Here is a 24251-nt window from a genome sequence, read left to right on the forward strand (position 1 = left end):
CGTTGCAGGGCCGTTTTCTGCCTGTATGACGGGAGGCCCTAGGGCATGGAACTGGCATTTAATCTCAAGAACGACAAACTCGTCGGTGATTTCTGGGGCGGTCTGGCGTCGATGCTCGTCGCCCTGCCGTCGGCGATCGCTTTTGGCGTCACCATCTACGCCGCCATCGGCCCCGAGTACGCCGGCCTGGGCGCATTGGCCGGCATTCTCGGAACGACCGCTCTTGGCCTCGTCGCACCGACGCTCGGTGGCACCAATCGCCTGATCACCGCGCCCTGTGCACCGGCGGCGGCGGTCTGCTCGGCCTTTGCCATCGAACTGGTGCAGAACGGGGTTCCGGCCACCTTCATCGTGCTCATGTTGACGGCTCTCGGCCTGGTCTGCGGGATCGTGCAACTACTGCTCGGCTTTCTCGGCGTCGGCGGCCTGATCAAGTACATCCCGTTTCCGGTCGTCAGCGGCTACCTCAGTGGCGTCGGCCTGATCATCATCGGCAGCCAGATCCCCAAGTTCATGGGGGTAATGGATGGCACGTCCTGGTGGCGGGTGTTGATCGCACCCGATCTCTGGCACTGGCAAACCGCGCTCATTGGTGCCGTAACCATGGCCGTGATGCTCGGCGCACCGCGCGTCACGCGCCTTGTGCCGGCGGCCATCCTCGGCTTGCTGGGCGGGCTGATCACCTACTTTGCGATCGCCTACGCGGTCGACGATTCCCTGCTGGTAATGGACGGCAACCCGCTGATCATCGGCCCGCTCGGGGGCACGGCATCGAGCATGCTGAACGCGATCACCGGTCGCTGGCACGAGATCGGCGAGCTCAAGCTCAGCCAGATCGGTGCGCTGCTGGGAACCGCTCTGACACTGGGCGTCTTGCTGTCGATCGATACCTTGAAGACCTGCGTCGTGCTCGACACCATGACCCGCAGCCGCCACGATTCGAACCGCGAGTTGATCGCGCAGGGTTCCGGCAACATTGCTTCCGCCTGCGTCGGCGGCATGCCGGGTGCCGGACAGATGGGGGCAACGCTGGTCAATCTCACCAGCGGTGGCCAAACGCGCATTTCCGGCGTCATCGAAGGGGTGCTGTCGCTGATCACCTTTCTCGCCCTGGGAAGCTTCATCGCCTGGATTCCGGTCGCATCCCTGGCGGCCATCCTGATCATCGTCGGCGTGCGCATGATCGACCACCACAGCCTGCACCTGCTGGATTCGCCATGGACGCGCTTTGACTTCTTCGTCGTCCTGACGGTGGTCGGCGTGGCCCTTGGCTACAGCCTGATCGTGGCGTCCGGCGTGGGCATCGTCCTGGCCATGCTGCTGTTCATCCGCGAGCAACTGAGCAGTACGGTGATCCGCAGCAAGGTCGACGGCGGCAGCCGCTTCTCGAAGCGCGTGCGCCTGCCCGAGGACATGGAATTGCTGGAAAAGGCGGGACAGCAGACGGCCATTCTGGAACTGCAAGGCAGCCTTTTCTTCGGCACCAAGGATCAGTTGTACCTGGCGCTCGAGCAGGAAGTCGGCACGCGCAAGTACCTTGTTCTGGATATGCGGCGGGTGCAGTCGGTCGACGTCACCGCCGTGCACCTGCTCGAGCAGATCAGGGACTCGCTGATCGAACGTGGTGCCTTCCTGATTTTCAGCAACCTGTCGCAGGCCCTGCCCAACGGTCGCAACATTGGCGAGCTCTTCGATCAAATGGCCCTGACGAGGCAGAGCGAGCATGTCAAGATCTTCCCGGAACTCGACGACGCGGTCGAGTGGATTGAAGACCAAATCCTGGGCCACGATCTGGAGCAGGAAGCCCAGATCGCGCCGCTGGAACTCGCCGATATCGAGCTTCTCAGGGATCACAAGGAGGAAACACTCATCGACCTCGAGGCCTGCTTCGAGCGGCGCTCGGTCGCCAACGGCGACAAGGTGTACTCGTTCAACGATCCCGGTAACGAGCTGTTCCTGATTCGCAAGGGCGCCGTGCGCATCACCCTGCCGACCGGCGACGGAACGCCGGGTCATCACGCATTGACCTATGGACGCGGTGATTTCTTCGGCGGCATGGCCTTCCTGTCGCAAATGACGCGTTTCAACGACGCCAGGGCGATTGAAGACACGGAGCTGTTCGTCCTGCAACGCGAGCAGTTCGACAGGATCAGAGAGGAACACAAGCGACTCGCCTGTCACCTGGTCGAAGCGGTTGCCAAGGTGCTGGCCCTGCGCCTGCGCTATTCCGACAAGGAACTGATGGCCATGCAGGATTAGGAGCCTCTGCCCGCGGGAAACCCTGCCTGACGGCGGTGTGGGTGCTCTAGGACCAGCCATCATCGATGGCTGTCGTCACATCACCACGGCGACCTGCGGGTTTTCGGTTTGTGGATCTCGGCGCCTGTGGGAGCCGAGGATCTGCGCCAGCAGACCTATTTCCTATGCAGGATCAGCGTAACGAGCAGGATGGATTCCTGTTGGCTGTGCAAGGCGTGCGGCGCCGCATCGTTCAGATAGATGAGGCTTCCCGGCCGCAGCGTCTGGGTTCTGCCGTGACAGCTGAACTCCACTTCGCCGCTCAGACATTGCACGGTCATCGCGCCAACGGCGCTGTGCTCCTGCATGGTGGTACCGGCGTTCAGGGCCAGGCGGAAGATTTCAATATGATCATCGCGCAGCAGCGTGGCCGAACCGTTGCTGGCCAGCGCGTCGGCGACGTCGTTGATGTTGACCAGATCGCCCGACCTGGCGTGTGATAGTGCCATGACAAAGCTCCTCGGAAGAAGCGACCGTCACCCGGCAAGCCCGGGGGCTTTCAGCATGTGAACCGCTCACAGCGGCGATACAGGAGCGTGAACACAGCCCCCGGTTTCATGGCGCCACCGCAGAGGTGCCCCCGTCGCACCTTGGGGTGAACCGATAACTCCGGCTTCTGCCCCGCGATAGTGCCCGCCCTCACCTCCCTACTCCGGGATTCTCGAAACAGTCACAACCTGCCTGCGCGGCAATCACTCTGCGCAGGTCTGCGAAGCGTTTCTCGGTTCGCGAGACAAAGAGCGGATCTTCCGGCAGCGGTGGCGACAAGGCGGCAATGGCCTGCCAATCCGCCTCGCCAAGGCTCACTTCGGCGACGGGAAAGACGGCCAGCTCCTCGGTCGCCATGTTCTGGCGAAGGCGTTCGGCGTATAGCCTGGCGCTGCTCGCAGCGCCTTGCCAGGATGTGCTTTCCTCGCGGGCAGCCGACTCAAGGTCGCGCATCAAGTCCGTGCCCTGCCTTGCCAGCACGCGGTGTTGCCGGTCGATTTCGCCAGCGACGTCGGCAGCGAGCATACCTCTGGCGAGCAGCCTGGCGACTATCCGATCTTCGAGCGGATGATGCCGAAGGTCTGGAAAGCAGGTCAGGTAAGCAAAGACGTCAACCAACAGAGTGATCTCGCCGAGCTTCGGATAATTCGTATCAACAGGAAGGCGATCGAGTAGTTCGACCAGTTTCCCCAGGTTGCGATGCTCGCCGAGCAGCTGCGCAATGATCTCGTTCACGCAATCCTCCGTTCCTTGTGGGACGGCGTTCTCCAGGAAGAGCCGCCTTCGCAAATTCTGCCGCAACGACTCCATGGACGCGGCTTCCTAGCACCCTCGCCCGAAGCAGTGGCTTCAGTTCAGGGCGTCTTCCTGCCGGTCGACCAGGTCGGCGAATTCGGGGTGGCGTTCGATGAAGCCGGCGACATACGAACAGCGGGGGTCAATCTTCCTGTGCCGTTGGCGCGCCTCGTTCAACGCGACTCTGACCAGTTCGGCGGCTATTCCGTGTCCGCGAAGTTCGTCGGGCACGAAAGTGCGATTCAGAATCACACGCGCCCCTTCGATGAGGTAGCTCAAATAGGCCGTACCGCTCTCGCCCACCTGCGATTCAAAGCGCTGGCGAGCAGCGTTGTGCGCGACCGAAGGCAGTGGCGCGCTGGTGGTCGATGTCGGCGTGTCGAACTCAGGGGAGGATACCGGCCGGCGACGGTTCCAATCGTCCTGCACCAGCGCCCGGATGTCGCGCGTCGAGTGCACCGACAGAACCTGCTCGGCCAGCTTTTCAGCCTGTTGCACGTCGGTCGAGCGAATGGTGTGCTTGATGTCCAGAAGCCGGCCGGGACTGACGCTGAAGCTTCGGAAGCCCAGGCCGATCAGGAGGTTCGTATAGCTGGGGTCACTCGCAATTTCGCCACACAGTGAGATCGGTGTTCCCTTGCTCCTGGCCACCGTCGCCAGGTTGGCGAGCACCTGGATGACCGCCGCATGCAGGGGGTCATAGGTAGACGCCAGCGCGCCACGTATCCGGTCAGCAGCCAGCAGAAACTGGACGAGGTCGTTGGTGCCCACACTGAGGAAGTCGACCTCGTCGGCCAGGTGCCCGACGAGAATCGCCGCGGACGGCGTTTCGATCATGGCGCCGATCGGGATGCGATGATTGAACGACTGGCCGGCAGCGACGAGTTCCTCCTTCGCAGAGTCAATCGCCGCTTTCGCCGCGCGCAAGTCGTCGATGCCGTCGATCATCGGCAGCAGAATGGCGACCGGGTGGGTTGCGCTCAGTCGAAGAATGGCCCGCAGTTGCGTCTGCAGGAGGGTGGGATGGGCGAGCAACAACCGAATGCCCCGAAAACCCATGGCCGGATTGTCTTCGCGGGGCAGCGGGAAATAGCTCAGCGGCTTGTCACTGCCGACATCGAGAACACGGATCACCGTTTGCGCCGGCTGGAGTTGATCTGCCGTGTTGCGGTAGAACTGGTACTGCTCGTCTTCCGAGGGGAAATGGTCCTGCACCAGGAAGACGAACTCCGTGCGATATAGCCCGACCCCATCAGCCTTGACGTTCGCTGCCGCCACCGCGTCGGCGGTCTGCCCGACGTTGGCACAGAGCCTGATTTCGATGCCATCGCGAGTGACCGTCGGCAGGCCGATCAAGCCCTTCAGGACGCCCTGGTGAACTTGCAGGTTGGCGTCCAGTTGATCGTACCTACGCAGGATTTCGGCCTGGGGATTGATGAAGGCGCGTCCCGCCAGAGCATCGACGATCACCAGGTCGCCCGCACGAATTTTCCCGGTCGCGTCCGGCACCTGTACGAGCGTGGGGATGCCGAGCGAGCGGGCAAGGATGGTGGCGTGCGCGGTGAGGCCACCTTTCTCCACAATCAAGCCACGCACGCCCTGACCTTCCAACTGCGCAACGACAGAGGCGAGAATTTCGCTGGTGACGATTACGCACCCCTCGTGAAGAACAGGAAGGTCGGGCTGGCCATCATCCGCCAGGTGATCGAGGAGGCGTCTGCCCACATCGTACAGATCGACGGCGCGCTCGCGGAAGTAGGGATCTTCGAGGCGGCCGAACAATTCCATCAACTGCCTGATCGCCTCTTCGACCGCCGCCTCGACATTCATCCTATCGTCGAGGCAAAGCGCACGCACCGCATCGCGTAGTTGCACGTCGCGCAGGAGGAGGATTTGCGCTTCGAAAATCTCCGCCTCGTCCTTCCCCAATGTCCGCCGGACACTCTCCTGAACCTCCAGCAGCTTTCTCTCGGTGGCAACAACTGCGGCATCGAAACGCTCGGCCTCCCCCTGCGCCTCCGCCTCGCTCACCTGCCGAAGCGGAACGGCCGTCTGCTTTCTGGCGCAATCGCAGAGCAGGGCACGCCCTCGGGCAAGGCCGGAAGACGCTACCTCGCCAACGATCATCAAGGCGGCGGGCGGCATGTTGTCAGTGCTGTTCATGAGCGTGATTCCCTCGTCAAGGCCAGGAACGGCGGTCATTCCATGGCCAGTGCGTCGGTGAAGTCGGCGAGCAGGTCTTGCGCATCCTCGATGCCGACAGAAACGCGCAACAACCCGTCGCTGATGCCGGCGCGCTGTCGCTCGGCGGCCGTCATCGTGCGGTGCGTACTGCGGCTGGGAACGCAAATCAGACTTTCCACGCCGCCGAGACTCAAGGCCGGCATGACCATACGCAACCGGCTCAGCAAGCGCTCCACCTGCCCGGCTTGACACAGTTCGAAGGAGACCATGCCGCCAAAGCCACGCATCTGGCGTGCGGCGATGGCGTGGTCGGGATGTTCGGGCAGGCCGGGATAATTGACCTTCGACACGGCCGGATGCGCGGCCAGAAAGCGCGCCAGGGTCGCGGCATTCTCATTGTGCCGTTGCACGCGCAGCGCCAGCGTCTTCAGACCACGTTCGAGTTGCGCACAGGCGTGCGCATCGAGCATGCCGCCGAAGTTGACGGCGCTGGCCGTGACACGGCTGACGATTTCAGTGGAGGCAACGACCACGCCCGCGTTCACGTCGCTGTGGCCGTTAAGGTATTTCGTAGCGCTGTGGATGACCGCATCGATGCCCAACGGAATCGGGTTCTGGTTGATCGGCGTGGCGAAAGTGTTGTCGATGACGGTCAAGATGCCGTGGCGTTTGCCGAGCGCAGCCAGCTCGGCCAGATCCACACAATGGCGTAGCGGATTCGACGGAGATTCGACGTAGATCAGCCGCGTCTCGGGTCGCAAGGCAGCGGCGAACTCCGCCACGTTCGCCCCCCAGGAAAGCTGCACGCCGAGCCGCGGCAGTTCGCTGCTGATCAGCCGCATGCTGCCGCCGTAGAGATCGTTCTGGAAAATCGCGTGCTCGCCAGGTTTGAGATGAGCAAGGAGGAAAGTGGAAATGGCCGCCATGCCCGACCCGAAGACCACCGCCGCCTCGCCCTTTTCGAGCGCCGCCAGCTTGCGGTTGATGACCTGCTGGTTGGGCGTGTTGAAGTACCGCGGGTAAATGTTCGCGTTGGCCGGATTCGGGAACGCGTAGGCCGTGGAAGTGAAGATGGGGCTGCACGCGCCACCGGTAGCCTCGTCCAGGTGCGTGCCGGCGTGAATACAGAGCGTCGACAGGCCGTGTGTATGTGGGTCGGTGATCATCGGTGTCAGTTGAGTCGCCTGTGCCTGTGGGTACCGCGTGATGAGGCCTTTGTTGCCAGGAGCAGCGCACGGTATACCGCGCCCAGGCAGCTTGCCCTTGAGTCCAGCTAACTCTATCATACCGTGATACAAATACGCCGAGAGGCCAGGCGCAAAAAATGTCCGAGCAGCGAATGTCCAAGGCCGATTTCGAAACGCTTGCCCACTTCCGCTACCAGCTGCGCCGCTACCTGCGCTTCAGCGAAGATCTGACGCAGCGCAACGGGATCACGCCCTTGCAGTACCTGCTGATGCTCCAGATCAAGGGCTTTCCCGGGCGGGAATCGGCAAACGTGGGCGAACTGGCTGAACGCTTGCAGGCCAAGCATCATGGGGTCGTGTCGCTGATTTCGCGGTGCGAGGTTGCCGGACTGGTACGGCGTAGCGTCAGCGGCAGCGACCGGCGGCAGGTGGACGTGCAACTGACAGAAAAAGGAAACGAATGCGTTGGGCAGCTGGCAGCCCTTCATCGCCGCGAGCTCCTGTCGTTGCAGGGAACATTCACCGTGCCCGACGTGACGACACTCGGCCGCGAATAGAAATGCCGGCCTGTGCTTGTCGCATTTGACTGATTGGAAAGGAGTTTCAGGATGCAGGCGACTGCCGAGTTCGCGCAAGTAGACTTTGATCTTTATCGGGCGATAGTGGATCAGGCCCCGGATGTGATCATTTTCGCCGACTGCCAGGGGGCAATCCGCGTCTGGAATCGCGGCGCAGAAGCGGTGTTCGGCCATTCCGCTGCCGAAGTCCTCGGCGAAAGCCTGGACGTGATCATTCCGGAGCGACTGCGAAAAGCACATTGGGACGGCTTTCACAAAGCGATCGACAGCGGCCAGACCAAGTACCGGAACCAGGTACTCACGACCCGCTCGGCGCACAAGGATGGAAGCAAGCTATATGTGGAGCTGAGCTTCGGACTGGTCAGCGACGACAAGGGCACGATCGTCGGTTCGCTGGCCATCGGCCGCGACTGCACTGCCCGCCATCTCAAGGCAGTCGCGCAGTCTTCGGCGAGCTGCGCGAAGCAAGCCGGATGACTACCAGCATTCCGGGCTTTGCCGCGCCAAGCGTCGGAACCGAGGTTCCTCTGGAAATGCTTTCCGCCTGCCACGGCAGGATTGAAACGCAATTCGCAAGCTTGCGACGCCTGGTTCCATACCTGCTCGCCCACGGCGTCGACGAAGAGGCGCGCACGGCTGCGACCAGGGTGATGCGCTACTTCGACACCGCCGCCAGGCACCATCATGCGGATGAGGAAGACGACCTCTTCCCGGCGTTGATCGAGTCGATGGCCGGATCGGACGCCATCTGCCTGCGCGAAATGATCGACGGCTTGAAGGCCGATCACCGCGTACTGGAAGCGTGTTGGCGACCCCTGCGCAGCCTCCTCGAAAGGATCGCGGCCGGCGAGCAGGTGTCACTCGTCGCTGACGATATCGAAGCGCTGGCAGTTCGCTATGCGGGCCACATCGAACGTGAGGAAAAGGAACTCCTGCCGATGGCGGCGCGCTTGTTGAGCGATGATGATCTCGCCCGCATCGGGCGCGCGATGCGCGCGCGCCGGGGAATCGACGAGGTTTAGGCGCCCGGCTCGGGCACGCGAGCGCAATTCACGGCTCGCCCGACCGCCAGACGTTCCCTTTCTCGTCCGCCGCGGATCAAGCGTCCCGCCCCTCGCCTGCTTCCTCATAGGTGCGCCCGTCACGGATGTGATAGATCCGCCGGAAGGTCGGGATGATCTTCTCGTCGTGGGTGACGACGATGATCGCCGTTGCGAAGCGCTGCGCCATCTCGTTGAGGATACGGACCACGGCCAATGCGCGTTCGCTGTCGAGGGGGGCTGTCGGCTCGTCAGCGAGAATGATCGGCGGCTGATTGACCAGGGCACGGGCGATCGCCACCCGCTGCTGCTCACCGCCGGAGAGCTGCGCCACCTGCGCCTGGGCACGATGCCCGACATCGAGTGCCGTCAACATCACCCGCGCCCGCTCGCGCGCATCGGCGTTCGCCACACCGGCCAGCATCGGCAGCAATGCCACGTTGTCAGTGACGTCGAGGAAGGGGATGAGATACGGCGCCTGGAAGACGAAACCGATACGATCACGACGCAATGCGCGCAGATCGGCCACCTGCCAGCCGTTGTCGTAAATGGCCTCGCCAGCAAGCGCCATTCGTCCGGCGCTGGGCTCGATCACCGCGCCCAGGCATTTGAGCAGCGTGCTCTTGCCCGAACCACTGGGGCCGATCAAGCCGACGACCTCGCCCGGCTGGACGATAATGTCCACGCCCTTCAAGGCGTCAACCGCCGCGTCGCCCTCGCCGTAGCGCTTGGTCAGGCCGCTGATTTCGATCGCCGCTGGCATCTATCCCCCGATCGCCGTCGCCGGATCGATGCGCAGCGCGGCGCGGATGGCGACGACGCTCGCCAGCGCGCAAATCGCCAGCACCAGCAGCGCACCCAGGACTGCATCCCCGGGCAGCAGCAGGACGTACTTGGGGAAGATCGGCGCCCACAGCGTGGCCGCCGTCTTGCCGACGAGGAAGCCGATGGCACCCAGACCAAGCGCCTGCTGCAGGATCATCGCGGCGATGGTCCGGTTGCGCGCGCCGATCAGCTTGAGCACGGCGATCTCGCGCACCTTGTTCAGGGTCATCGTGTAGATGATGAAGGCGACGATGGCCGCGCTGACGACGGCCAGGATGACCAGGAACATGAAGATCTGCTTCGCCGACGTGGCGATCAGCTTGGCGACGAGGATTTCGTCCATGTCGGCGCGCGTATAAGCCTCCAGATGCTTCCAGCGCCGGATTTCGCTGGCGACGAGCGCTTCATCGGCGTGCGGTGCGAGCCGCAGCATGACCGCATTCACCGTCCGGCTGCTGGCCTGGCTGGCCTGTACGGCCTCGAGCAGTCCCGGCACACCGGGGCGATTGAACGCCGGATTGGCGGCCGTGCGCGCACGTTCATTGACCAGCGCGTCGTTGTCCTTGAGGAACTGCACTTCCTGCGCGTCGCGCAGCGGCACGAAGACCATCGGGTCGCCGCCCGACGACACCATGCGGCGGGTCAAGCCGACCACCGTGTACTCGTGCCGTCGGATACGGATGCGCTGCCCGAGGCGGAAGCCGGTCTTGATATCGGCAATCGCCTCGTAGTGCGAGCGCGTGATCGGACGCCCGGCGACGAGGTAGCCGGGTTCGCCGGGGTGCCCGGGCTGGAAGCCGACGAGCATCACCCGTACATCCTTGCCCTGATCTTCGATCTGCATCGTCAGATAGGTGACGTTGCCGGCCTCGGCCACGCCCTTGACGCCGAGCAGCGCGCGATAGGCATCGTCGCGTACGTTCGAGGGTTCGGCGTAGGGGCCGAGCGTATCGCGTTGCACGACCCACAGGTCGGCTCCGCCGTTGCTCAGCAACACGCGGCCATCGTCGACCAGGCCGCGATAGATTCCCGCCATCGACAAGGTGACTCCGATCAGCAAGCCGAGCCCGATGCCGGTGAACAGGAACTTGCCCCAGCCATTGAGGATGTCGCGGCCGGCCAGATTGATCATCGCCCGCCACCGACGCTCGCTGCGCTGGCGACGATGGCGGCGACGACCTTGACCTTCGCGTCGGGCCGCAATGCCTGCTCGCTGTGCACGACCACTTCGTCACCGCTGGCCAGGCCATCCAGGATCTGGCTGCGACCATCCAGGGTGGTGATGCCGACGGCTAGCGGGTGGAAAGCGACGTGCCCGTCCCGAATCTGCCAGACGCCGTCCTGCCCATCGACGCGTTCTACCGCCGCTGCCGGCAGCCAACGCGCGTCGGCCAGTTCGGCAGTGGCAATCGTCACCTCGACCAGATCACCGATCGCGAGCGCGTCGGGGCGTGCCGTGAAGCCGACATTGACGATCCGCTCCTCGGTCACCGCGTCACTCTGCCAATCGACGCGCTGGACTTCGCCCCGGTAGACACGCCCGGCAGCCGAGCGCAGGACGATCTCGGCGCTCTGCCCGACGCGCACGCCACCCGCCTGCCCCTGGTCGATGCGCGCCTTGATCCACAAACTGCTTGGGTCGATGACTTGCAGCACCGCCTGTCCAGCAACGACCGTCGATCCCGCTTCGACCAGCCGGGCGCTGACCACGCCATCGACGGGACTCGCCAGGCGCGCCTGTGCACGCAGCTTGCCGACGCCGGCAACGTCGGCCAGGGCACGTTCGTGATCGCGCCGCGCCGCAGCCAGCTGGGAGGCACTGGCCTCGACCGCCGCCGTCGCGGCATTGGCTTCCTGCCGCTTGGCGTCGGTCGCCTCCTGGCTGACGAAACCGCGCGCGCGCAGTTCGGCGGAACGACGCGCACTGGCCACGGCCACCTGCGCGCGGCTCTGCGCTTCGGAGAGCTGGGCTTGCGCGGTGTGTACGACGCTGGCGGCACGTTGCGCGGCGAGTCGGCCGCTGGCGACACGATCGTCGAGGTCGACCGGATCGAGCTCTGCGAGCAACTGGCCAGCCTTGACCACATCGCCCTGGTCGACCAGCACGCGCGCCACCCGACTGGCCATCGTCGGGCCGAGCGTGTAACTGCGGCGCGCCTCGACCGTTCCGATACCAAAGGTGCTGGCGACCAGCGGCCCCTGCTCTACCCTGGCCAGCGTCACTTTGGTCGGCGCCAGCGGTCCCTGGCTGGTCGCCAGCCAGGCAAGCAGCAGAACGACCGCCACGGCGACCGCGCCGAGTACCCCCTTGCGCGGCACACCTACGTTCATCGTTCGTCCCGCCCGCGATAGCCGTCGACCAGCAAAGGGAACATTTGCCGCGCACGCGCCACCATTCCGGCCTCGCTGCCGGCAATGGCCGATTCGATCACCAGGCCCTGGATGGCGCCAATGAACAGCACCGGCGCCAGCCCCGGATCGAGATCAGCCGGAAGCTCGCCGGCGCTCCTGGCCCCGGCAAACAACGAGGCCAGGCGCTCTCGGTAACCGGAAATCATCGTCCGGACTTCGGCACGGACTGGCGAATCCCCCGGGTATTGCAGTTCATGGAAGAGTATGCGGGGAACGCCGGGGTTGGCCGCGATGAAGGCCACGTGTGCGAAGAATGCGGCCTCTATTTTTGCCAGCGGCGACCCTGGCTTCGCTATCGCCGTCGCCAGCACCGTACCAAGCGATTCACGTACCCAGGCAAAGACCGCCATCCAGATCGCTGCCTTGTCCGGAAAGTGGCGGAAAATCGCGCCCTGGGTGACGCCGATACGATCGGCGATGGCCTGCGTCGTGATCGCCTCCGGACCGCGCTCGCAGGCCAGCGCCAGTACCGCCGCGACGATCTCGCGCTGCCGTTCGTCGCTGTTCAGGCGCTGGCGGGGTGTCGTCTGGAGTGTGGTTGGAGTATTCATGGCGGGCGTGCACTTGAATTGTTGTTAGTAAGTGCTTACTATCGTAGTCGCGCCACGCCGGTTTGGCAAGCGCTTCACTCCCGAGGAGAACCCGACCGTGAAGTTTCCCGAATTCTTTGCATCTGCCCCGCAAATCACCGTGCGCGACCCGCTGGCCCGATTCCTCGGCGCCGCCGAGGAAGGTGTCATCGAGTACGGCTACGGCGACGCAGTCAAGCTCGCGGGGCATTCGTGCCCGACCGTCGCTGCCGCTTATCTGATGACCCGTGCCGCGCTGCGCGCGCTCTACGCGGATACGCTACCGGAGCGCGGCGGCATTCGGGTCGAACTGCGGGACAGCATGCTCGCAGGCGTCACCGGCGTCATCGCCAACGTCGTCAGCCTGTTCACCGGCGCCACCCAGGACACCGGCTTCAAGGGAATCGCCGGGCGCTTTGACCGGCGAGGACTGTTGTTCTTCGGCGTAGACATCCCCGGCCAGATCCGCTTCACGCGGGTCGACACCGGGGCCGCGGCCACTGTCGTTGCCCACCTGGAGCGTGTGCCGGGCGATCCGCGCATCGCTGCGCTAATGCCGTTTTGCGTCGCTGGGACCGCCACCGACGCCCAGGCAGCCTTGTTCCAGGCACTTTGGCAAGACCGGGTCCGGACGATTCTCATCGATCACGCCGACGACCCGAAAATCATCGCTGTTCAACACTGAGGAGAACCCCATGACTATCCAACGCAGCCTGCTCACCACCGCCCTCATCGCTGCCTTTGGCGTCGGCGTCCCCGCGTTTGCGGCCGACTCACACCAGCACGCCGCGGGCGAGCCAAGCCAGCTGATGCTCGATCACGGCAAGAAATGGGCAACCGACGAACCACTGCGCAAGAACATGAGCGAAATCCGGGCGGCGCTCGCCGCGAAAGCGGCGGCTATCCACAAAGGGACGCTGACGCCAGAGGACTACAAGGCACTCGGTGCCCTGGTTCAAGCGCACGTCGCCAACATCGTCACCGAGTGCAAGCTCGAGCCCGCTGCGGACGAAAACCTGCACCTGATCGTCGCCGAACTCAGCGCCGGCGCCGACGCCATGCAGGGCAAGGCGAAAGTTGCGCCAGCGGCCGGCGCGGTACAGACGGTCGGCGCCGTGAATCAGTACGGCCGCTACTTCAAGCACCCGGGCTGGAAGCCAATGGACTGAGTTGAGCCTTGGGTGGAAGGCAGAAGGCTGCGCTAGAAAGCTTGTATCGCCCAGTGCGGACGGGCGCAACGCCGCCTATTTACCCGAGCCACAAGGAGCCATGCGCTGTGCTTTGGCCAGTACGAAAAGGGTATTCTGTGCGTCGACTGGCGAAGTACCTGCGAAGCAGAAGCCAGGAACTGCCTACCTTTGGCCCCAGTTCCGTGCAATGAGGAGGAGCACATGACGGTGAACGCGATGCAGCAACAGGATTGGGACCCAAGATCGGAAGCGGTCCAGCGCGACCAGCGTGCCGCCTACGACGAGATGCGCGAGCGCTGCCCGGTCGCGTACAGCAACTTTCTCGGGTGGTCCTTGTTTCGGCACGAGGATATCCTGCGCGTGCTGAACGACCCCGCTACCTTCAGTAATGCCGTATCCAGGCATCTCTCCGTTCCGGACGGGATGGACCCCCCCGAACACACCGCGTTCCGTCGGATGATCATGCCGTATTTCCGGCCGGAACGAGTGGCGGCGTTCGAGCCGCAATGTCGCGAGATCGCCGCGACGCTCGTTCAAGCGCTGTTGGCGCGCGACGAGCTGGAGTTCATCGGCGATTTTGCCAATGAGTTCGCCGTCCGGAGTCAGTGTGCCTCGCTCGGTTGGCCGCCCGATCTATGCACACCGCTGCGCTTGTGGACAGAGAAGAACCGCCAGGCAACTTTGGCCGAGGACCGGGCGGCCATGGCGGACATCGCCCGCGAATTCGAGGGCTACGTCCACGAGTTGCTGCAGATTCGCCGCGCGGCCGGTGATCAAGCCAGCGACGACATCACCAGCTCGCTGCTACGGCAACAGGTACAGGGCCGACCCCTGCGCGACGAAGAAATCGTCAGCGTGCTGCGCAACTGGACTGTCGGTGAGATCGGCACGATTTCGGCTTCGCTGGGGATTCTGGTGCACCACCTTTCGGAACACCCGGATCTGCAGGAGCAGCTGCGCACGCAGCCCTCCTTACTGCCCGCCGCTATCGAGGAGATTCTGCGGATGCACGGACCGTTGGTGGCCAATCGGCGCATCACCACCCGTGCGGTTGAAATTGGTGGCCGGAAGATCGCTGCCGGCGAACGCATCTCGCTGATCTGGATCTCCGCCAACCGTGACGGTCGGGTTTTCGAGGATCCGGAGACCTATCGGCCGGACCGCGACCAGAGCGCAAACCTGCTGTATGGCGCAGGAATCCACGTCTGTCCTGGCGCTCCCCTGGCCCGGATGGAGATGCGCGTGGCTGTGGAAGAAATGCTCACGCACACGGCATGTATGGAGCCCGTCCCGGAGAGGCCGCCGACCACCGCGGTGTACCCCGGCAGTGGCTTCGCCGCCCTTCCCCTGCGGATCCGATAAACGCCGGCGGTCAATGGTTTGGCGTGCGCACGAACGGTGCGCTGCCACTTCCCATGCCCGTCCTTTTGGAAACACAAGTCACCTTCGGCTTTATGACTGGAAAGCGCAGCCCGGCAAACAACAGAGGCCTAAGCTGGTTTCCCTCCTCTACGCCTCGACCTTCCGGTCCGCGAAATCACCCTAGCACTATCGCGCGGATCAACGCTTGGAATCTTCGGGCGATCAATTGACGGTTTGCCGCCGGATTGCGTATGGCGCGCACCATCAGGCCTTCAAACATCGCCGCGATCACCTCGGCAATAGTTGAAATCGTTGCCGCGTCGTCCGCAAGGCCGTGTGCCTGCCGCAAGGCCTTGAGCGTTTCTTCGAGACCGGCGCTACGCCGTCCGTCCGCGGCACGCACGATCGCCGCGATTGCCGGGTTGCGCGACGCCTCGGCAACGATTTCCAGCTTGAGCCCCGCTGCCTGGGGATCAAGGTTGAGCAGCACCCCGCTTTCGGTCCGCAGTGCCAGTGCCTCCAGCATGTTCTCTGCCGCCTGCACCTCGGCGGTGAGCGTCAGCAAGCGTTCGACTTCGCGCGCGACGATGGCGGCGATGATCGCCTCCTTGTTCGCAAAGTAGTGGTAAATGTGGCCTGCACCCATGCCTGAGGCTTTCGATATTTTCGAAATGCTGGCTCGATGGAAGCCGTATTCGCGAACGCAGTTCTCGGCGGCATCAAGGATCTGGATGCGACGCGCTTCAGCACGCGAGCAATCCGCGGCCGTGTGAGTGGGCATTTCTTCGGTCATCGACGGTCTATGGAGTGGCTGAGAAGGGTTCGCAGTAAGCGTTCACTGCTCTGCGAAGGATAAACTAGATTGAACGTTCATTCTAGTTTATCCTTCGCCCCCTATCCGAACGCTCCTGCCCAGGAGTCTCCGACGCTACCAACGCCACCGAGGCACCACATGAATCTCGCATCACGGCTGCAATCCTGGAACCGGGGAGTCACTTCCCCGAACCAGGGAATCACACTCCCGAATCTGGGAACCACACTCCCGACCCGGGGGATCACCTACCCCATCCTGGTCGTCGCGCTCGCCAGCGCCCTGGCGCTCGTCGCCTGCGGTGACGGCGGCCCGCAGGGGCAGGCAGCCGGTGGAGCTCCCGCAGCGACTCCGGTCGGCGTGATCGTGGCCAGCACCGAGGCGGTCAGGCTGACGACCGAACTCCCCGGACGCACGGCGGCCTACATGGTCGCCGAGGTGCGACCGCAGGTGAACGGCATCGTGCAGCGGCGGATGTTCACCGAGGGCAGCGAGGTCACGGAAGGGCAAACGCTCTACCAGATCGACCCGGCAAGCTATCGCGCCACCCTGGAAAGCGCCAGGGCAGGTCTCAGCCGCGCCGAAGCAAACCGCTATGCTGTCCGGCTGAAAGCCCAGCGCTACGCCGAACTGGGGAAGAAAGGGATGATCAGCAAGCAGGCCGACGACGACACCACGGCGGCACTCAAGCAGGCCGAGGCGGACGTCGCCTCGGCACGCGCAGCACTCGAGAAGGCCCGCATCGACCTCGCCTATACCCGCGTGCCCTCCCCCATCGCCGGCCGCAGCGGACGCTCGAGCGTCACCGCCGGGGCCCTGGTGACTGCCAACCAGCCTGCCGCGCTGACGACCGTCCAGCAACTCGACCCGATCTATGTCGACCTTACCCAGTCGAGCGTCGAACTCTTGCGCCTCAAGCGCGATCTCGCCGATGGCACACTGCAGCACCTTGCAGACCAGGTGGTTCCGGTACGCCTGCTGCTCGAGGATGGTAGCGAATACGCGGCCAGCGGCCGGCTTGCCTTCTCCGGCATTTCGGTCGACACGGATACCGGCAGCGTGACCCTGCGCGCGGTCTTTCCGAATCCGCAGGGTGAACTGCTGCCGGGCATGTACGTCCGCGCGCGACTCGCACAGGGCGAGATCGAAAACGCCATCCTGGTGCCGCATGCCGCGGTGACTCACGATCGGCGTGGCAATGCCGTGGTGATGGTGGTGGGTGCCGAGGACAAGGTCGAAGCGCGCCCGGTGACCACGACCCGTTCGATCGGCGACAAGTGGCTGGTAAGCGCGGGACTGGCCGCGGGCGACCGGATCATCGTCGACGGATTACAGAAAATCAGGCCGGGCGCGCCGGTGACGGTGCTGGCGGCAGGCGGCGAGGCAACGGCACCTGCGGCGGCGCCCGCAGCGGCCGCGAAGTGAGGGCCTGAAGCGTGGTCAATTTCTTCATCGACCGGCCGATCTTCGCCTGGGTCATCGCCATCGTCATCATGCTCGCGGGCGCACTGTCCATCCTGCAATTGCCGGTTTCGCAGTATCCGTCGATAGCCCCACCCGCCGTGGTGATCAACACCAGCTATCCGGGCGCCTCGGCGAAGGCGGTTGAGGAATCCGTCACCCAGATCATCGAGCAGAAGCTGACCGGTCTCGACGGCCTGCTCTACATCAACTCGTCGAGCGACTCCTTCGGTCGCGCCGCGATCACCCTGACCTTCGATGCCGCCACCGATCCGGATATTGCCCAGGTGCAGGTGCAGAACAAGCTGCAACTTGCGCTGCCACTATTGCCGCAGGCGGTACAGCAACAGGGCGTGCAGGTCGCCAAGTCGGCGCGCAACTTCCTGATGGTGATCGGTTTCGTGTCGAAACAGGGCACGCTCGACAACGTCGACCTGGCGGACTTCATTGTCTCGTCGGTGCAGGATCCGCTGTCGCGCGTCACCGGTGTCGGCGAGGTGCAGATTTTCGGATCGCAGTACGCCATGCGGGTCTGGATCGATCCCGCCAGGTTGAACAACTACCGGCTGACGCCGGCCGACATCCAGACGGCGATCGAGGCGCAGAACACGCAGGTCTCGGCCGGCCAGCTCGGCGGAACGCCGTCGCTGCCCGGGCAGGGTTTCACTGCCTCGATCACCGCCCAGAGTCGCCTGCAGACCGTCGGGGAGTTCGAGAACATCCTGCTGCGCAGTTCCAGCCAGGGCGGCGAAGTACGACTCGGGGATGTGGCGCGGATCGAAATCGGCGCCCAGGACTACAGCACCGTCGCGCGCTATAACGGCCAGCCAGCGGCGGGTATCGGCGTCAAGTTGGCCGCCGGCGCCAATGCCCTGAAGACCGCCACCGCGGTGCGTGCCGCGCTCGCCGAGATGAAGCGCTATTTCCCGGCCGGCGTCGACGTGGTCATCCCTTACGACACCACGCCCTTCGTGAAGATCTCCATCGAGGAAGTGGTCAAGACCCTGCTCGAGGCCATCGTCCTGGTGTTCCTGGTGATGTTCCTGTTCCTGCAGAACTTTCGCGCCACCCTGATCCCAACCATCGCCGTGCCGGTGGTGCTGCTCGGCACCTTCGGGGTGATGGCGGCCTTCGGTTTTTCGATCAACACCCTGACCATGTTCGGCACCGTGCTGGCCATCGGCCTGCTGGTGGACGACGCCATCGTGGTCGTCGAGAACGTCGAGCGGGTAATGAGCGAGGAAGGCCTCTCGGCGCGCGATGCGACCCGCAAGTCGATGGGCCAGATCACCGGCGCGCTGGTCGGCATCGGTCTGGTGCTGTCGGCGGTATTCGTTCCGATGGCCTTCTTCGGCGGCTCGACCGGCGTCATCTACCGCCAGTTCTCGATCACCATCGTCGCCGCGATGGCCCTGTCGGTGCTCATCGCCCTGGTGTTCACCCCGGCGCTTTGCGTCACCATGCTGAAGCCGGTGGCCAAGGGCCAGAGTCACAGCGAGGGTGGCTGGTTCAGCGGCTTCTTCGGCTGGTTCAACGGCATGTTCGAACGTAACACCGGGCGTTACGAATCAGCGGTCGGACGCATCCTTCGGGGCAGCGGGCGCTACCTGGTCGTCTACGCGCTGATCGTGGTGGCGCTCGGCTTTCTCTTCGTGCGCATGCCGACTTCCTTCCTGCCGGAAGAGGATCAGGGCGTGATGTTCACCCAGGTCATGCTTCCTGCAGGCGCCACCCAGGAGCGCACCATCGAGGTCCTCAAGAAAGTCGAGCGCCATTTCCTCGACGACGAAAAGGACACGGCGGCTTCGATCTTCACCGTCGCCGGCTTCAGCTTCGGCGGCCGCGGCCAGAACATGGGCATCGGCTTCATCAACATGCGCGACTGGAGCGAGCGGCAGGGACCGGGCATGAGCGTCAAGGCGATCGCCGGACGCGCGATGGCCGCATTCTCGAAGATTCGCGAAGCGATGGTCTTCGCTTTCGTTCCACCGGCGGTGATCGAGTTGGGTACCTCGAACGGTTTCAGCGTCCAGCTACAGGACCGCAGCGGCCTCGGCCACGATGCCCTGGTGGCCGCACGCAACCAGTTCCTGGGCATGGCAAGAGAGGACAAGCGGCTGATCGGCGTACGCCCGAATGGCCAGGAGGACATGCCCGAGTACCAGCTCGAAATCGATCATGCCAAGGCCGGCGCCCTCGGGGTGAGCGTGGCGAACATCAACGACACGCTGTCCACGGCCTGGGGTGGCAGTTACGTTAACGACTTCATGGACCGTGGGCGAATCAAGAAGGTCTATCTTCAGGCCGAGGCCGCTGCCCGCATGACTCCCGATGACCTCCAGAAATGGTACGTGCGCAACGCAAGAGGCGAAATGGTGCCCTTCTCGGCCTTCACCACAGCCAAATGGGGCTTTGGCTCGCCGCTTCTCGAGCGCTTCAACGGTCAGCCGTCGATCGAACTGCTCGGCCAGGCAGCGCCCGCCCTCTCGTCGGGTGACGCGATGAATGCCGTTCAGGAGCTCATCGCCAAGCTGCCGCCCGGCATTGGCTATGAATGGTCGGGCACCTCCTACGAGGAGCGCCGCTCGGGGGCACAGGCGCCGGCGCTGTATGCCTTGTCGCTGCTGGTCGTGTTCCTCTGCCTGGCAGCGCTTTACGAGAGCTGGTCGGTACCGTTTGCGGTGATGCTGGTGGTGCCGCTGGGCGTGATCGGTGCGCTGCTGGCCGCAAGCGGTCGCGGCCTGTCCAACGACGTCTACTTCCAGGTCGGCCTGCTGGCGACCATCGGCCTGTCGTCGAAGAACGCGATTCTGATTGTCGAATTCGCCAAGGCCCAGGTCGACGCCGGTCACGATGTGGTCAGCGCCACGCTGAGCGCGGTACGCATGCGACTGCGCCCGATCCTGATGACCTCGCTGGCCTTCGGACTCGGCGTGCTGCCACTGGCCATCAGCACCGGCGCCGGCTCCGGCAGTCAGAACGCGATCGGCACCGGCGTACTCGGCGGAACGATCTCGGCCACCGCCCTCGGCCTCTTCTTCGTCCCGATGTTCTATGTGCTCATCAAACGACTGTTCAAGGACAAGACGGCAGCCCCGGAGGTCGTGGTCGCGGCGTCCACGGAGGTCAAGAAATAAGGGGTCGCTTCAGAAAACGGAGCGCAGAGCACGCCAAGCCTTTGGCTCTCTGTTGGCGAAAACGGCCAGCGCGCCAACATGGCTGCCGATGCAACGCAGCAGCGACTGGCGGTCGCTTGGCGACCTAAAGGCGACGCAGGACTTCCGCGAAGTGGACGGTCGTTCACCTGGCTGGAATTCATGAGCTCCACACGGCGTGCAACGCTACACGATCGACTTGTCACCATGGCCTTCACGGCCGGCACTTCCGAAGACAAAGCTGTTCATCGCCAGCACGCCGTGCGTGATTCCGCCTTCGATCACCGTCGCCGGTAACGACGCGGCAGCCGCGCCGGCTGCCACCAGCAGTGGCCAGAAATGTTCGGCGGTCGGGTGCGCGCGTTGGGCATGCGGGGCCAAGGCAAGGGTCTGGCGCAGCCGCGTGCTGTCGCCGCTGACGACGGCGTCGCGAACCCAGGCGGCGAACTCGGTTGCGTAGGCCTCGTTGTGGCTGTGATGACCGCGGAACTCGTAGAGGTTGTGCGTCAGGCTGCCCGAACCGACGATCAACACGCCGTCGTCGGCAAGCGGCGCGAGCGCCTGCCCGAAGGCCCAGGCAGATTCCGCGTCCAGCCGTGACGGCAGCGAGACCTGGAAGACCGGCACGTTGGCCTCGGGGTAGAGGTACAACATCGGCACCCAGGCGCCGTGGTCCAGCCCGCGGATCCCGTCCGGCCGCGGCGACCAGCCAGCTTCCTGCAGTACGTCGAGCGCGCGACGCGCCAGCTGCGGGTGGCCGTCCACCGGGTAGTCGATCTCGTACAGCGCCGGGTCGAAGCCACCGAAGTCGTGGATCGTCCTGGGCCGTTCGACCATCCCAACCTGCGGACGGGGCGTCATCCAGTGCGGCGACACAATCAGCACCGCGCGGGGCGTGGGCAGTTCGCGGCCCAGGGCCGCCAATCGCGGCCCGGCCAAGCCGGGCTCGATGGCGAAGCTGGGTGCGCCGTGCGAGACGAACACGCTGGGTAGGCGGTTCATGGCGTCGGTTCTGGTCGGGCCAATGTTCGGGCGGCTCTGTTCAGCGCGCGCCGCGCGCGGCCAGCACGGCATCGACCGACAGTCGACCCGCGCCGCTGATCAACAGCGATACCGATGCGGCCAGCAGTGCCAGGGCGAATTCGTAGCCGTTGTTGGCCATGAACAGTCCCTTGTCGATATGCACGCTGAAGATCGCCACCAGCATGGCGAACGCCAGTGCCGCTGCGGCAGGACGGACGAGCAGTCCGACGATCAGCGCCAGACCGCCGAAGAACTCGGCACCGCCCGCCAGCAAGGCCATCAGGTATCCCGGCGTCAGGCCGAGCGAGGCCATGAACTGGCCGGTGCCTTCGAGGCCGTAGCCGCCAAAGGCGCCGAACAGCTTTTGAGCGCCGTGGGTGGCGAAGATGATACCCACGGGAATGCGCAGGGCCAGCGCGCCCCAGCCGGCGTGGGTGCCGAGGACGCGTTGCAGGGGGGAAGTGGTGTTGGCTGTGGTCATGGTGTACTCCGGACATGGGTTGTGAATCGATGAGCGCATTGTAGAAGTTGCGCCTGGATGGATAAACATGCTTGAATGTGATTAACTGTTCCGTATATTGAGACAAATGGACCGATTCGAAGCCATGCGGGTTTTCGTTGCGGTAATCGACGCCGGCAGCTTTGTCGGCGCGGCCGACGCGCTGGCGATGTCCAAGGCGGCGGTGTCGCGCCATGTGGCGGATCTGGAGTCGCGACTGGGAGTGCGCTTGATGCACCGCACGACCCGCAAGTTGTCGCTGACCGCGGAGGGCGAGGTCTTCCACGCGCGTTGCGCGGAACTGCTCGCCGGCGTCGAAGAGGCAGAAGCCGAGATCACCTCGGTCAGCGGCGAGGCCACGGGAATTCTGCGCATCAACGTACCCTTCACCTTCGGCCGCTTGCACCTCGCGCCGCTGTGGGTCGAGTTCATGGCCCTGCACCCGAAAGTAACGCTGGACGTGACGCTGGCCGACCGCGTGGTGGACCTGGTCGAGGAAGGTTTCGACATGGCGGTGCGCATCGCGCGCCTGCCCAACTCGACGCTGATCAGCCGCCAGCTCACGTCGACGCGCCTGGTGTTGTGTGCGTCCCCCACCTACCTGCGCAATCACGGCACGCCGGCACATCCGTCCGAACTGGCGCAGCACGAGGTGTTGGCGTACAGCCTGTTCTCGATGGGCGACAACTGGGCGTTCACCGGGCCAGAAGGAATGGTCTCGGTAAAGGTGTCGCCGCGCCTGCGCACCAACAATGGCGACACCTGCCGGGTCGCGGCGCTGCGCCATCAGGGCGTCGTGCTGCAGCCGTCGTTCCTCATCGGCCAGGATCTGATCGCCGGAACCCTGGTCGAGCTGTTGCCGGCCTACCGTTCGCTCGAACTCGGCGTGTACGCGGTGTACCCCTCGCGCAAGTTCGTCGCACCCAAGGTCCGCCTGCTGATCGACTTTCTTGCCGACGCTTTCCGGATGCAGGCCTGGCCGGCATAGTGCCTGTGAGAATTCGCGTGTGTGGAACGGCCATGGCGCAGATCCAGGGGAGCTAACCGCCCGGATTTTTCTCGGTCGACTGGGTCCTGATCAGCAATGGTGAGCTTCGGCGCCAGTCGTGGGGTACCGGCCTGGCGGCGTCGCTGACCCTTGATGAAGCTGTTCGCCTGATCACGCAGGATTTCGGGGGCAACGTCGGCAGAGAAGGTCGGGAGCAGACGCTACGCAAGGGAGACGCGAGCGCCGACCTAGTGCTGCTGGTCGGTGGCGGTGCGATGAGCAGCCCCGAAAAAGCCCGATTTGCCGCCTGCGCCCTACCGGTTCTGGTGTCCGGTAAGCCTTCGAGCGTTGGCCAAGGACGTCGTCCACGCTTCCCGACCAACCCGACGCGCCGTCTCACTGCTTGCCGGCAACGCCTAATTCTTGATCGGCGGAGAGTTTCGCTTGGCGGAGGCCGGTCCAGGGTAGATTTCCACAGCTTGTCCACCGCTTCCGCACAGCGCTACCCACAGGTTCTGGGGACAGAAGCCAAGAGCCCTGATTTTGCGCAAAAAGCTGCAGCAGACGTCCGCTGCCTGGCTGAGTCAGCTTCAGCCCAAGTCGAGTCTGGCACTGAAGTGCCTCGGAGATGTGCATCCACGCCCTCCCGAAACACGCTACTCGATTGCCTTGATCCCGCGGCACTTCGGAAAAGCCGTGCATCCCCAGAACGCACCTCCCGCGTTCGGTCCCTGTTTCGCAATCCGCTTCAGCATCCTGCCGCCACACCGGGGACAGCTCGGCTCTGCTGCCGACGTGGCGGTCGCTGCGGATGCCTGCACGCTGGCCGGTACTCGTTCGGTCGACACTGTCATCTCAGGTCGGGCCGCTCGGACTCGTTCGATCATCGCTTTGAGCGCCGGCCCGTCGATGAGCTCGATGTTCTTCCCTGCCACGAACGAGCGTGCATCTGCACTGAAGGTGCCCGAAGTGACAACGAATCCTCCGGTCGCGCCCTGCGATGCCATCACACCGTGTGCTTTCGGCAACGCTGCAAACCCCCCGCAACCCTACACATGCCGCCGCAACGCGGTGGCGATCTAGCTCCTGGAGGATGCTCGGGCGAGCAAGAAGAGCGGCGAGACCCTGCCGCTGTGCGACTTCAGTCTGGCAGCGCTTCAGCCTCGTTGGCGGCTTCAGCCTCGGCGTGGGCCAGCGCCTCGGTGTAGTTCCAAGGCATCCACGCCGACGGATCGAGCGCAACGGTCGCCACATGGCGCTGCAGGGTGACGAGGTAGTCAAACGGCTCGATCTCGTGCAGTTCCGCGGTATGAATCAGGCTCATGAACAGATCGCCGACCCGCGCACCGTTCAAGGTCCGATAGAACAACGCGTTCTTCCGATGC

Annotated in this window: 23 protein-coding genes; 10 read left to right on the forward strand and 13 right to left on the reverse strand. The window is 64.2% G+C overall.

The window, feature by feature from the left end; genetic code table 11:
• Window positions 1-45 precede the first annotated feature (45 nt).
• Window positions 46-2259 carry a SulP family inorganic anion transporter gene (locus tag QZ634_RS05105; protein ID WP_291986113.1) on the forward strand — a complete coding sequence of 738 codons (2214 nt, stop codon included), beginning with the start codon at window positions 46-48 and terminating at the stop codon, window positions 2257-2259.
• Window positions 2260-2414: 155 nt separating this feature from the next.
• Here the strand turns inward: QZ634_RS05105 and QZ634_RS05110 are convergent, their stop codons facing one another.
• From QZ634_RS05110 to QZ634_RS05125, 4 genes are all read right to left on the reverse strand, one after another.
• Window positions 2415-2747: a cupin domain-containing protein gene (locus QZ634_RS05110; RefSeq protein ID WP_291986115.1), complete on the reverse strand. Its 333-nt coding sequence runs from the start codon at window positions 2745-2747 to the stop codon at window positions 2415-2417.
• Between the two features lie 190 nt (window positions 2748-2937).
• Window positions 2938-3522 (reverse strand): hemerythrin domain-containing protein, encoded by a 585-nt coding sequence (locus QZ634_RS05115; RefSeq protein ID WP_291986116.1) that lies wholly within the window; start codon window positions 3520-3522, stop codon window positions 2938-2940.
• A gap of 114 nt (window positions 3523-3636) precedes the next feature.
• On the reverse strand, window positions 3637-5745 hold the full coding sequence (ptsP, locus tag QZ634_RS05120) for a phosphoenolpyruvate--protein phosphotransferase (protein ID WP_291986118.1): 2109 nt from the start codon (window positions 5743-5745) through the stop codon (window positions 3637-3639).
• 35 nt (window positions 5746-5780) lie between these two features.
• Window positions 5781-6932: an aminotransferase class I/II-fold pyridoxal phosphate-dependent enzyme gene (locus QZ634_RS05125; protein ID WP_291986120.1), complete on the reverse strand. Its 1152-nt coding sequence runs from the start codon at window positions 6930-6932 to the stop codon at window positions 5781-5783.
• Window positions 6933-7090: 158 nt separating this feature from the next.
• Here QZ634_RS05125 and QZ634_RS05130 point away from each other — a divergent pair, with 158 nt between their 5' ends.
• The 3 genes from QZ634_RS05130 to QZ634_RS05140 are packed head-to-tail and all read left to right on the forward strand — an operon-like array spanning window position 7091 to window position 8553.
• The gene (locus QZ634_RS05130) at window positions 7091-7510 is read left to right on the forward strand and encodes a MarR family transcriptional regulator (RefSeq protein ID WP_291986122.1); all 420 of its coding nucleotides are present in this window, start codon (window positions 7091-7093) and stop codon (window positions 7508-7510) included.
• Window positions 7511-7561: 51 nt separating this feature from the next.
• Window positions 7562-8008 (forward strand): PAS domain S-box protein, encoded by a 447-nt coding sequence (locus tag QZ634_RS05135; protein ID WP_291986124.1) that lies wholly within the window; start codon window positions 7562-7564, stop codon window positions 8006-8008.
• A complete protein-coding gene (locus QZ634_RS05140; RefSeq protein WP_291986126.1) occupies window positions 8005-8553 on the forward strand; it encodes a hemerythrin domain-containing protein in 549 nt (182 codons plus the stop codon). The genes QZ634_RS05135 and QZ634_RS05140 overlap by 4 nt, the downstream gene beginning before the upstream one ends.
• Window positions 8554-8629: 76 nt before the next feature.
• On the opposite strand, the gene QZ634_RS05145 is transcribed toward QZ634_RS05140, so the two are convergent.
• From QZ634_RS05145 to QZ634_RS05160, 4 genes are read right to left on the reverse strand one after another with little or no spacing between them, the layout of a single operon-like run.
• On the reverse strand, window positions 8630-9334 hold the full coding sequence (locus QZ634_RS05145) for an ABC transporter ATP-binding protein (protein WP_291986156.1): 705 nt from the start codon (window positions 9332-9334) through the stop codon (window positions 8630-8632).
• A complete protein-coding gene (locus QZ634_RS05150) occupies window positions 9335-10528 on the reverse strand; it encodes an ABC transporter permease (RefSeq protein WP_291986158.1) in 1194 nt (397 codons plus the stop codon).
• Complete coding sequence (locus QZ634_RS05155) at window positions 10525-11727, reverse strand: efflux RND transporter periplasmic adaptor subunit (protein ID WP_291986160.1); 1203 nt, start codon at window positions 11725-11727, stop codon at window positions 10525-10527. Before QZ634_RS05155 ends, QZ634_RS05150 begins: the two co-directional genes overlap by 4 nt.
• Window positions 11724-12359 carry a TetR/AcrR family transcriptional regulator gene (locus tag QZ634_RS05160; RefSeq protein ID WP_291986162.1) on the reverse strand — a complete coding sequence of 212 codons (636 nt, stop codon included), beginning with the start codon at window positions 12357-12359 and terminating at the stop codon, window positions 11724-11726. The genes QZ634_RS05155 and QZ634_RS05160 overlap by 4 nt, the downstream gene beginning before the upstream one ends.
• Window positions 12360-12456: 97 nt before the next feature.
• On the opposite strand from QZ634_RS05160, the gene QZ634_RS05165 reads away from it, so the two are divergent.
• The 3 genes from QZ634_RS05165 (at window position 12457) to QZ634_RS05175 (ending at window position 14929) form a co-directional block, all read left to right on the forward strand.
• Window positions 12457-13062: a hypothetical protein gene (locus QZ634_RS05165; protein WP_291986164.1), complete on the forward strand. Its 606-nt coding sequence runs from the start codon at window positions 12457-12459 to the stop codon at window positions 13060-13062.
• A 10-nt stretch (window positions 13063-13072) separates the two neighbouring features.
• On the forward strand, window positions 13073-13546 hold the full coding sequence (locus QZ634_RS05170) for a hypothetical protein (RefSeq protein WP_291986166.1): 474 nt from the start codon (window positions 13073-13075) through the stop codon (window positions 13544-13546).
• Between the two features lie 222 nt (window positions 13547-13768).
• On the forward strand, window positions 13769-14929 hold the full coding sequence (locus tag QZ634_RS05175; protein ID WP_291986167.1) for a cytochrome P450: 1161 nt from the start codon (window positions 13769-13771) through the stop codon (window positions 14927-14929).
• A gap of 175 nt (window positions 14930-15104) precedes the next feature.
• On the opposite strand, the gene QZ634_RS05180 is transcribed toward QZ634_RS05175, so the two are convergent.
• On the reverse strand, window positions 15105-15710 hold the full coding sequence (locus QZ634_RS05180) for a TetR/AcrR family transcriptional regulator (RefSeq protein ID WP_291986169.1): 606 nt from the start codon (window positions 15708-15710) through the stop codon (window positions 15105-15107).
• Between the two features lie 171 nt (window positions 15711-15881).
• On the opposite strand from QZ634_RS05180, the gene QZ634_RS05185 reads away from it, so the two are divergent.
• Together QZ634_RS05185 and QZ634_RS05190 are read left to right on the forward strand one after the other, a co-directional pair.
• A complete protein-coding gene (locus QZ634_RS05185; protein ID WP_291986171.1) occupies window positions 15882-17165 on the forward strand; it encodes an efflux RND transporter periplasmic adaptor subunit in 1284 nt (427 codons plus the stop codon).
• An 11-nt stretch (window positions 17166-17176) separates the two neighbouring features.
• Window positions 17177-20338: an efflux RND transporter permease subunit gene (locus QZ634_RS05190; RefSeq protein ID WP_291986173.1), complete on the forward strand. Its 3162-nt coding sequence runs from the start codon at window positions 17177-17179 to the stop codon at window positions 20336-20338.
• A gap of 204 nt (window positions 20339-20542) precedes the next feature.
• On the opposite strand, the gene QZ634_RS05195 is transcribed toward QZ634_RS05190, so the two are convergent.
• Both QZ634_RS05195 and QZ634_RS05200 read right to left on the reverse strand, forming a co-directional pair.
• Entirely contained in the window at window positions 20543-21358 is an 816-nt protein-coding gene (locus tag QZ634_RS05195) for a class III extradiol ring-cleavage dioxygenase (protein WP_291986174.1), read from the reverse strand.
• 40 nt (window positions 21359-21398) lie between these two features.
• Window positions 21399-21860 (reverse strand): DoxX family protein, encoded by a 462-nt coding sequence (locus QZ634_RS05200; RefSeq protein WP_291986175.1) that lies wholly within the window; start codon window positions 21858-21860, stop codon window positions 21399-21401.
• Window positions 21861-21966: 106 nt separating this feature from the next.
• Between QZ634_RS05200 and QZ634_RS05205 the strand changes: the two genes are divergently transcribed.
• Window positions 21967-22866 (forward strand): LysR family transcriptional regulator, encoded by a 900-nt coding sequence (locus QZ634_RS05205; protein ID WP_291986177.1) that lies wholly within the window; start codon window positions 21967-21969, stop codon window positions 22864-22866.
• Window positions 22867-23522: 656 nt separating this feature from the next.
• Here QZ634_RS05205 and QZ634_RS05210 read toward each other — a convergent pair.
• Together QZ634_RS05210 and QZ634_RS05215 are read right to left on the reverse strand one after the other, a co-directional pair.
• Window positions 23523-23873, reverse strand: a complete 351-nt coding sequence (locus QZ634_RS05210; RefSeq protein WP_291986179.1) for a topoisomerase DNA-binding C4 zinc finger domain-containing protein — start codon at window positions 23871-23873, stop codon at window positions 23523-23525.
• A 134-nt stretch (window positions 23874-24007) separates the two neighbouring features.
• A complete protein-coding gene (locus tag QZ634_RS05215; protein ID WP_291986181.1) occupies window positions 24008-24235 on the reverse strand; it encodes a hypothetical protein in 228 nt (75 codons plus the stop codon).
• Between the last annotated feature and the right edge of the window lie 16 nt (window positions 24236-24251).

It is taken from the genome of Candidatus Accumulibacter sp. ACC007 (assembly GCF_907163205.1).
Taxonomy (GTDB): Bacteria; Pseudomonadota; Gammaproteobacteria; order Burkholderiales; family Rhodocyclaceae; genus Accumulibacter; species Accumulibacter regalis.